Origin of the sequence: Prevotella sp. HMSC077E09, from assembly GCF_001814685.1 — a bacterium.
GTDB classification, from domain to species: Bacteria; Bacteroidota; Bacteroidia; order Bacteroidales; family Bacteroidaceae; genus Prevotella; species Prevotella oris.
In genome coordinates, this window is the sequence record NZ_KV817475.1 from 1 (window position 1) to 10,191 (window position 10,191).

Consider the following 10,191-nt stretch of genomic DNA (forward strand, 5'->3'; position numbering starts at 1 on the left):
AGTTTAATTTATAATAGTGTTGCGGAATTAAGGTTTAATTAACTGATACGTAATGATATACGTTGTTGTTTAATTCTTTGTTGTCGTTTATTTTTTGTATCTTTGCCCTTGCGCAGGGCGCAGGTGGAAGCATACAAGAGAAGACATAGCGAGTGCGACAAATCAGGGAGTTTCCCAGAAGTCGCCAATCTGGACGAACGCCAACGCAGGTTGTTCTGTGCCCACAAGGCGATGGAACTTGGAACGCACGGCGTGAGTCTGGTCTGCAAAACATATCATGTCACCAGAAATACAGTGTATAGAGGTATTCACGAGCTTGAGAGCGGGGACACAATTGCTGCCGGACACATAAGGAAGAAAGGTGGAGGCAGAAAGAGTATTCTCAGTGTTCATCCCGAGTATATCGACATCTTCCGGGAGATTACGGAAGATGCCATAGGCGGCTTGCCGCAAGATGAGAGCGTACGCATGCTTTTCTATTCGCCTGGCATCATAAGAGACAAGATGGAGGTGGATTACGGAATAAGCATAAGCTATCACACCCTCAAACAAATCATATCCAAAGAGGGATTCAAGAAACGCACTCCGAAGAAGTGTACCTCGATGGCAGAGTGCAATAAAAGAAACGAACAGTTCGAGAAAATCTCCGCAATGAGAAGCATGTGTGAAGAAAATCACATACCCGTCTTCAGTATAGACACGAAGAAGAAAGAGTTGGTCGGCCCATTCAGAAGAGGCGGACAGGTATACTGCGACAGGTCGCCGCGATGCAGGGACCATGACTTCCCCTCCTTTGCAAGCGGCAAAATCATTCCCTATGGCATCTACGATGTTCAAAAGAATACTGGATACATGAGCTTCGGAATAAGCCATGACACAGCCGGGTTCTTCTGCGACAACTTCAAGTACTACTGGTATCGTGTGCTCCAAGACATCTATCCACATGCAACTGCCATCATGTTGCTCTGTGACGGTGGAGGTTCCAACAGCAGTTCCAGCAGGCTTTTCAAGCAAGAGCTGATCAAACTTTCCGAAGACCTCCATATTGACATAATAGTGGCGCACTATCCCCCGTACACGTCGAAGTGGAACCCCATTGAACACAGGCTTTTCTCTCAAATCACCAGAGTATGGAGTGGTATTTCCTTCGAGAGCGTTGAGCAGGCATGCGAACTTGCCGCAGAGGCCAGAACGAAATCCGGCCTTTGTGTCTTCACCAACATCAACAGAAAGAAGTACGACACTTCTCGTTGTGTGGATAGCAATTATGATGATGTCTGTCAACGGCATATTACCTTTGATGAAGAGCTACCGAAATGGAACTACAAGGTTTCATGGAGAGACAAAAAATACCAAGTTATTTTTTAAACGTTACTAAGTAATGATTAAAAAATAACTTGGTACATTTTCGGAGCCGAGGCATCGGTCTTGAGCAGTGTATTCAATTGATGAAAAACTCCAGAAATGGAACTATATGGTTTCATGGAGAGAGAGAAAAAAATACCAAGTTATTTTTTTATCATTACTAAATGGTTTTAAAAACGAAGTTGCATTCCCGTGTAGATGGAACGTCTGTTATAGTGTCTGTATCCTGTTATCGTAGAATAGTCTTCGCTGAACATTATGGCGCTTTCATTCTTGATGTCAAAGATGTTGTTGACAGTCAGAAAGAATATTAAATTGGATGATTTTAAGGTCAGCACTTTGTTGTAAGAGAAGTCAACGCTGCAATATCCTGAATATTGTTTCACATTATAATCGCCATATAAAGGTTTGTATGCCCCTGTTTCATTTATCTCGGCATTTATTATCGGGCTATAATAAAGCCCGGGCCGGGTTAAGCAAGACAGTGAGACAGTGCCTGCTTTCTTATGATAGTAAGAAATAAACGCTTTTATTAAATAGTCCATCCGGTTGTACGAGTTATACCATTTGCCCCCATTTCTGAATTTGGAATAGAGATAAGTGTATGCAAGTGAACCTGTCAAATTTTCGTATTTCTTACTCATACTGATTTCCGCTCCCCATATTTTTCTTAATAATCTTTCGGAAGTATCTGTTTCAGAAAAGTTTTCCTTCAGATTTTCTTTCTTATGATATGTAGCCAACCGGAGATTGAAATCATTTCTCGAAAATGAATACTCCAATGAATACTGCCTCGTTGATATGGAGGAAAACTCCTGTGTGTTGTAATATGGGGTTGCATATCCGTTATACTTCCCTAAAGAGGCCAATATAGAATTATAATTATTGAATGAATATTTTATGTTCGTTTGATAAGACCAATATCCGGATTGTTCCTTGACAGGTATATTTTTTCTGATTCCTACACCTAAAGTTAATTCGTTAAAGATCTGCACTCTGTTATACAGATAAAATTCGAGGTTGTTGTTTGATATACTGTTTTCAAAATAATAACTTGGGTTTTCAGGTTTTACCGCAAAATAATACTTTGGAAACCGGCTCCGGTAATTTTGCTTGGTATATTCATGTGAAAAACCGGATTGTAAATTCCATGACGGAGTGAAATAATATTTGAAATCGAAGTTACTGTATACATAGCAGTTCTTTTGCTTGGATAAAATATTGCCAAATTTAAAGTCCTCGTTTGAAAAGTCTGTGCCATTGTTTATTGAGATAAATCCTTTGCCCAATTTGTATTTGAAATTCAGAATATTGAAATTTCGTCTTTTACCTGCATCCACTGTCCCTGAAAAAGTATAAGAATAATCATTAGCCAGATACTTTTCATTAATAAAATAGGAATAAAGATTGATGCTTAACCTTTTGGTTAATTCTGTATGAAAATTCAAACCGGTATCTTCTGATGAAAATTTATTAATATCCTTATTATTTGCATTGACCCATAAATAAGGTTTAGAAAATTGATAATTTCCATATATCTGAAGAAAACTTTTTTTATTAATGGGCTGAGAGTGGAGGAAACCGATATTTGCAAGTGATAGAGAGAGAGCCGTTTCGCTTGCTGACAACTTCTTTATTGTGCCTATCTCTACCAGGCCCGCAGTTGCATTGCTGTAGACCAATGGGGGATTACTGGCATAGACGTTTTGCTCTTCTATCATTTCTGTATTGAACAGACTGAAATTTCCGATTCCATTTATCTGGGAATTGCGTACGGGTTTATATACCGGTACTTCATTTAACATCACTCTTGACATATCGCCGGCACTTCCTCTCAATTCGACATTGGCACTTTCTGATACATTGGTGGATGCAGGAAGGACAGTGACCATTTTCAATGCGTCACCGGCAGAAGAAGGGGTATTATAAATATCAAATTTAGAAACTTCTTTTATTGAGAATTCTCTTGATAAAGATGGATTAGCCATAATCACTACTTCTACAAGCATCTGTTGATCTTCTTCCATAACGATTGATATCTCTTTGCTTGTATCTAAGTGCACTGTTGGAATGATTTTGGTTTTCAGACCTAAAAAAGAGATGATCAACGTATCATTGTTGAAACTATGGCTTTGACACCGGAGAATAAAATATCCATTTATATCAGAAATGGTTCCCTTATCAGGTTCTTTTTTCAGATAGACATTGGCCGCCAATATAGGTTCACCTTTCTTATCTGTTATTTTTCCCTGTATATTCGCATCCTGCGCATATATATATGATGACCTGATTAAAAACAGGAGAAACAAACTGAATAAATGGAAGTCTATTCTCATGTTCGATCGGATATTTAGCTATTTATAAATCGTTTGATTTTATCTTACCTATGTAGGTGGAGGGTTTATTTATTGATTATTTTTTTGTACTCACCAATAAAGTAACTGTTCGGGTATTCTTTTTCCGCCATTTGTACATATTTCCTGGCTTCGTTCATTTTTTTGTTCTGGATGTAATATCGGATTAATAGTTCGAAAGCATATTCTCTTCCCCAAGTAGGCAGATATGGGTTTTTTATGCTTTTAGGCACTGTTGAAATAGCTTTTTTCAAATAATACTCCACTTTTTTCCCACCACCGAAACTCGCGGGTGTATAGAAATCATTGCTGCCCAGAACGTACCATCCTCTCAGATTCGTTGAATCAAGCTTCAAAGCTTTCTCTGCATTTCTTGTGATTTTAGATGAAAGGACTCCGGCGGCCATTCCTGAAGTGAATTGTATATAAAAACTTTGGGTCAGAGCCAGCAATGCATAATCTTCCGAGTTCTTGTTATTCATTTTTTCCAGAGTTATATATGCCTCTTTGATAGCTTTTTTGCTTTTGTCTTTATCTCCCAGCTTTGCATAAAAGACGCTTTTATAATAATTGACGTAAGATTTCCAATAAAGTACGATGTTATTTTGACTTTTCAGTTTATTTAGCTTTTGGGAAATACTGTCAAGAGGAGAAACGGAATTCCGGGCGAAACAGTTGTTCATGGCTGTCTCGATTTTGTCTTGGATGCCATTTAATATATTCTCTGGAGTTCCGACAGAAGAATTACGGTTCATACCGGTTGCATGCGTACTTGTAGTGATAGTTGCAATGGCAAAGAAAGTAACAAACAAAACGATAAACTTTTTCATATTTTTTCTTTTTAACGAGTTGATAAATTAAAGATATATGTCAATTCACAGGATGATAGAAGGTAAAAGGTGAGGTGATAATAGAGCAATCACCACAAATACCCAGCCTACGAACTGCAAATACCATATATTGCTATACATATATTTTTGAATAATAAATGAACGGTTAGCCTCTATTTCTTTGTAAGTTAATTTGTTACCTACTTTGAGTTGTAATTTTAACCATTTCATGTATTTGTAATAGCAAAATAATTTTGTGTAATCCGAGAAGAATGGATTCGTTTCGAAAATCAGTTGAGTGGCGAATGCCATATAAACCGGATAAGGGACTTTGAACATACTTCCGTAAATCATTAGCATAACGAATAAGAACCATGTCATAGCATTGCCGCTTATCAGGAATAAAAAATTCTTTTTATTAGACACTTGTGCGTTGATGACAGAAACATAAATATGAGGCAGAGGTTTCCAAGTGCCCCCTATTTTGTCTATTTTCATATTTACGGCCTTTGCTGTCAATACATGAGCCAGTTCGTGGAGCATCATCAGGATAATGAAAGTAATTATAAATGTGATCATTGTTTACTCCTTTTTACTTGAAATCTTTTGAAACAAAAATAGAAAGCTATCATGAAAGCCGCGGCCCACAAAGCCAAATACAATGTATAGGTATAATCACCTCTGAGAACTTTCAACACGGGCGTAATCGGGGAGAATTCCACAATGCCTTCGAATACGGGATTTATTTCTGTCATCGGATAAAATGTGTCACTTAAAAATATCAGTCCAAAATAGATGATGTTGATTAATCCTTTTTCGCTTTCAGCTTTCATGTTGGTGAAAGAGAGCAGTAAGCCCAAGAAAGAAAACTCTATTAATCCCAATATTGATCCTGACAGTATGGAAAGGTATTGCGGCACGTTTAATGTCACGCCAAATATGGCTCTACCTAATATAAACAGTATTACAAAAGAAAACAGGATGTAAATCATCCGGCTGAATACCAAACTGATAATATGAGTAATGATGTTGTAAGGCATTACTTTTATGAACTTCATGACTCCTGATGTGTAATACTGTTTGATAACCCCGCCAATAGCGAATAATCCGTCACTGGCTATGGTCATAGCGCAAATTCCCGTCAGCAAGAATACACAATATTCTTTGTTGTTGATTCCCCATATACTGGAAAATATAAGGAAAATAAATGCCGGAAATATCACCGTAAAAAATACGGCTTGCTTGATTCTCATGGAAGAAAGCAATTGATAATAGATTGAAGCTATGAGTACTTTCATCTTTCTGATTTTGTTAAGTAATGATTAAAAAATAACTTGGTACATTTTCGGAGCCGAGGCATCGGTCTTGAGCAGTGTATTCAATTGATGAAAAACTCCAGAAATGGAACTATATGGTTTCATGGAGAGAGAGAAAAAAATACCAAGTTATTTTTTTATCATTACTAAAATTTGATATATATCCTCTAACTCAACAGGCATAAGTGAAAAATTGTAGGTTCGGGTCTGAACCTTTTGTAATGTTTTGGTATCTTCTCTCTTCAAGTATATTTTGAGGAATTTATCATCTGGGATGACCAATACATTTTCATCATTTTCAAAAGGATCAGTGCCGGACAGTTCTTTAGAGATGACAATCTTTTGCTGATATGCCGACTCATTTATCAATTCCTGCGGGCTCAATGCTTTCGAGATAATTTTCCCTTCGTAGATAAAATAGATTTTGGTTGCATATTTTCCGGCTTCTTCCCAAAGATGTGTCGTGAACAGGACACCCCGGTTTTTGCTTTTGAAAATATTCCTCCAGATAACCTCCCTTATCATCGGATCGAGATCGGCGGTCGGTTCATCCAGAATCAACAATGACGGGTTATGTAATACGGACAAAAAAATGGCAACCCTTTTTCTTTCCCCTTTTGAAAGTTGATAAAAGAACCTATTCTTTATCTTATCTAATTCAAGGAAATCGTAGATGTCTCGTGGCAATTCCGATATGTTATAGATTCTTCGAGTGAATCCGATTATTTCTTTGACTTTTAACATGGGGAAAATAACCGGATTATCCCAAAGCACACCAATATTCTGTTTGTTCTGGTCGAAGTTGCCTTTTCCGAAAAATGCGAAATTGCCGGATGAACATTTCATCATATTACACAACAACTCAATGAATGTTGTCTTTCCGGAACCGTTCTGTCCTAATAGAGCTACAATTTCTCCAGGATTAACTTCCAGCGATACATTGCGCAGGATGGAAGTACCCTGAATCGAAAAAGAAATATTATTTGCTTGTAACATTGTCATCTTGAACCTCCTTGTTTTTTCCAATTACAATCACATTTTGCACAGTTTCAAAGGTTCCGTCAGCAGAGAGGATCTGGTTGATGTTGTCATCAACGTAGCTTCCCAGAACGCAAGAGCCAAGTTCGAGAAATTCGGCGAGTAACGAGATGTTCTGAGTTAAAAATCCAACTTCCTGAAGTATAAATCGGTAGCCTCTGTCGCCATATTTGATAAGTACTCTCTCAAAGAAGGACGTGATGAAGAACACGCAACTACAATGTTGCAAATCCACGAAAGGTTCTGCTACGAGATTTTCTCTTAAATATTCCATATAATCTTCTTCTTTGATGAATTCGAGAACTGACTTATTGGGGCTATAATGGTAAATTCCTTTAGGCAATACACTTGTATTCAAATATACGTATAATTCAAGTGGATATAAGGCACCTGCAGATGGAACCGTTCTGAATCGTAACGTAGCTTCTGATTCTTTATTAAAGTCTTCTCCGCTAATTCCATAGCTATAATGGCAGAGTAGCGCCAGCTCGTTGAGCGAAATGGAGTAAGGAGAATAGGCTCTTCCGGAACGGCGCTTAGCAAGGATATTGAATAGATTGGTTTTTTCACTACCAGGCATCTCTTTGAGATAAGGTTTCAAATCATACTCTTTGCTGGTGGGAAACACTTTATACGGTTGGCACGAGCGTTGGTGGACGTATTTATTGGAGAAACTTTGGATACTTTCAACTTGTTTGCGAATCAGAAACTTATCAAATTTCACATTCTCGTTAAAAATCAAAGCCAACGATTCACCAAAATTTTTAGCTCCATATAGTCCTGAATCTAAGCTTGCTATTAATGCTTTTGATTTTATTGTTTTCATATTATTAAGGGAATGGATGTGGATATACATTTAATTCTTCAAAAGGATAGCATTTGTAGCCTAGTTCCTGCGGTATCGTATATAGTCTTTTTCCGCCCAGGAAATAAAAGGAATACGCACCACCCATTTGTATTAATTGAGGAACGATAACCCTCAGACAATAGAAGCCTGCCTGATTTACATCAGGAGTCGTGATGTCTTTTACTAATACATTGTAACCTTTGGACTTCAGTACGCTGGTAATGTGCCGGATGTTCTCTTTGGTTGAGCGTGCAGACTCTTCAAGAAAATCAATCTTTCTGGTCGGCTTTGTTTCCGTCCAGATTTTGAAGACCTCGCACAGTTCTGGTTTTTTTATATATAGTATAGAATGGTCTTCGAAATCCAGTAATGTATGAAAGTTTTCAGAAGGCTGCCAATTCTTTTTCTCTCCTAACAAATATCTGAAATAGCTGACGCTTTGCCCCATTTCGAGAATAACTTTCTTCAATGCTTCGCCATAGGTGTCTCTTGTCGCAGTGCCTACGGCTACAAATTTACCATATTCGGCTTCACCGAAACAGATACCATAAACTGTCGGAATACCTAAATCGTAAGTTATATCCATAAAATGCCACTCGTAGCTTGCTGGAAAACGCTCATGGATAAAATGGCTGATATCCTCGTCTATAATAATTTTTGGAGCGCTTATTTTCTGCCACCAAGTGAGAGAAAACGAATCTCTTTCAATGACTTCATGTAATGCAACCAGCAAAGCCTTGTCCCAATTCGTATGTGCTGCCAAGCCTGTTGATGTACTTACATTTATCCATTGCTTTTCACATGACCAGGGAAGATAGATGCATGCTCCGGGAACCCAGGTTTCTTTCCCATTAGTAATATCCATGCATTTATCCCAATGTAATTCGATATTCTCGTCGAACCGATGGAGAGGATAATTTTCCTGGGCATATTGCTTCTCATGGAACAAGGCATATTCCGAGGGCGGTATAGCGTGTACTTTTAGATTTTTATAAGAACTTAGGATCATATTCTCTTTATTGTAGAATACGGGGCAATACCTTTCTACCGTTTCACCTAAAGTTCCCATAAATGACTTTTGCAGATCAAAGTTACATCCGCTACTTCTTCCTTCATACTTTTCTGCTCCGAAAGCCAGAGTGTTGCTGGGCCAAATACCAAAGCTTACAAGTTTAGGATCGTAATTGAGCCTGGGTAATTTGGATACATGATTTACGATTCCAAACTGATTGGAAATCAGCATTGTACCTTTAATCAGAGAGTTGTTGACTGCATCCATTGTTTTTTTATGTTAAAGAGTTACTGATTCGAGCCACGGAGCCGGATTATAATCCAATGCTGGTTTACATACATGACAAATCGGAGCTTTTATAAAAGTATGCTTTTCTACTTCATAATTGGACGGATTTATCAATATACAACACTTCCAAGTTTCCGGGGGATACCAGGCATAAAGAAACTTCAGCATATCTGCAATTACAATAGCGGAAGCCATATCCTTTACTACCGGTTGGATATTCAAGTCTGGTTTTGCTGATGCTTTCTCTGTTTCAAGGTATTTAACGTAAGAGTCATTGAAGTTGATGAATTCGTCATTGCTCCTTATTCTATTTTTGTAACAATCATAACATCCTGTGTATTTGCCGTGGAAAATCGGCCCAATACTGAATTTTCCAGAGAAAGTCAGTCCTTCAATCAATAACCATGGTTTGCTGTGTTTCAATGCCTTCTCGTTGATAATGTGCATTTTGTACGGATTCCAAGTCAAAGAATCAACAATGATAAAATCGCTGTTACAGAGGATTGACTCAATTGTTTCATCCGACAATTCATCTATTGAGTAGATAACAAAATGTTCTATGTTATATTCGGATGATTTCTCTTTCACTTGGTTGCCAAAATCTGTATTGCCAATATAAGCAATCTTCATTTCTGAAACCGGTTTGTGATTGACTTCATTATATATATCAGAAATAACAGTGGCACCTTCTGCTTCGAAATTCAGTTCATCTAGAATTCCACATTCTTGTAACTCTTTTACTACATCCAAAAGTTTGTTATAGTCAGCCTTATTTAATAGTTTTTGGATTGTTGAAAAAGATATTTTATCCCGTGTATCGTACAATCTGATCAAGTCTTTAAAAATCAGTTCTTTTTCGGAATCTGTAAATTCTATGGTTGTTGTATCTGTTTTGGTTCTTACTTGATACAGTTTATTGTCATTATCGAAGAATATATCAAATTGTTTCATTGTTTTTTAATTTAATGGGTAAAATCGAAACCAGCTATCTTCCGCTTCTTCCTTTCGTGATGAATCGAAAGATAGTCTGGCTTCAAAAACAGACTTGTTGATTTTTGATAGTTGTTTGAATAACTGCTAAAATCTCATTCTGCGTAACAGATAAATGGGACAGTAGATATTTAGTGTGGATAAGCATATA

General features: G+C 37.5%; 9 protein-coding genes. 1 reads left to right on the forward strand and 8 read right to left on the reverse strand.

Annotation, left to right across the window (positions count from 1 at the left end; translation table 11 throughout):
* The first annotated feature begins 123 nt into the window (after positions 1-123).
* Positions 124-1,368 carry an ISAzo13 family transposase gene (locus HMPREF2983_RS00005; protein ID WP_100067234.1) on the forward strand — a complete coding sequence of 415 codons (1,245 nt, stop codon included), beginning with the start codon at positions 124-126 and terminating at the stop codon, positions 1,366-1,368.
* A 167-nt stretch (positions 1,369-1,535) separates the two neighbouring features.
* Here HMPREF2983_RS00005 and HMPREF2983_RS00010 read toward each other — a convergent pair whose 3' ends face one another.
* The 8 genes from HMPREF2983_RS00010 to HMPREF2983_RS00045 form a co-directional block, all read right to left on the reverse strand.
* Positions 1,536-3,701, reverse strand: coding sequence for a TonB-dependent receptor (locus HMPREF2983_RS00010; RefSeq protein WP_009012969.1), 2,166 nt, complete (start codon positions 3,699-3,701; stop codon positions 1,536-1,538).
* Positions 3,702-3,766: 65 nt separating this feature from the next.
* Complete coding sequence (locus tag HMPREF2983_RS00015) at positions 3,767-4,549, reverse strand: tetratricopeptide repeat protein (RefSeq protein WP_008449717.1); 783 nt, start codon at positions 4,547-4,549, stop codon at positions 3,767-3,769.
* 45 nt (positions 4,550-4,594) lie between these two features.
* Entirely contained in the window at positions 4,595-5,047 is a 453-nt protein-coding gene (locus HMPREF2983_RS00020) for a hypothetical protein (protein ID WP_230586368.1), read from the reverse strand.
* Between the two features lie 77 nt (positions 5,048-5,124).
* Positions 5,125-5,847: an ABC transporter permease gene (locus tag HMPREF2983_RS00025; protein WP_008449671.1), complete on the reverse strand. Its 723-nt coding sequence runs from the start codon at positions 5,845-5,847 to the stop codon at positions 5,125-5,127.
* A gap of 147 nt (positions 5,848-5,994) precedes the next feature.
* Positions 5,995-6,861: an ABC transporter ATP-binding protein gene (locus HMPREF2983_RS00030; protein WP_232214123.1), complete on the reverse strand. Its 867-nt coding sequence runs from the start codon at positions 6,859-6,861 to the stop codon at positions 5,995-5,997.
* Complete coding sequence (locus HMPREF2983_RS00035; protein WP_009012966.1) at positions 6,845-7,729, reverse strand: SagB/ThcOx family dehydrogenase; 885 nt, start codon at positions 7,727-7,729, stop codon at positions 6,845-6,847. Before HMPREF2983_RS00035 ends, HMPREF2983_RS00030 begins: the two co-directional genes overlap by 17 nt.
* 4 nt (positions 7,730-7,733) lie before the next feature.
* Positions 7,734-9,029: a YcaO-like family protein gene (locus HMPREF2983_RS00040; protein ID WP_009012965.1), complete on the reverse strand. Its 1,296-nt coding sequence runs from the start codon at positions 9,027-9,029 to the stop codon at positions 7,734-7,736.
* 12 nt (positions 9,030-9,041) lie between these two features.
* On the reverse strand, positions 9,042-10,001 hold the full coding sequence (locus tag HMPREF2983_RS00045; protein ID WP_008449695.1) for a TOMM precursor leader peptide-binding protein: 960 nt from the start codon (positions 9,999-10,001) through the stop codon (positions 9,042-9,044).
* Between the last annotated feature and the right edge of the window lie 190 nt (positions 10,002-10,191).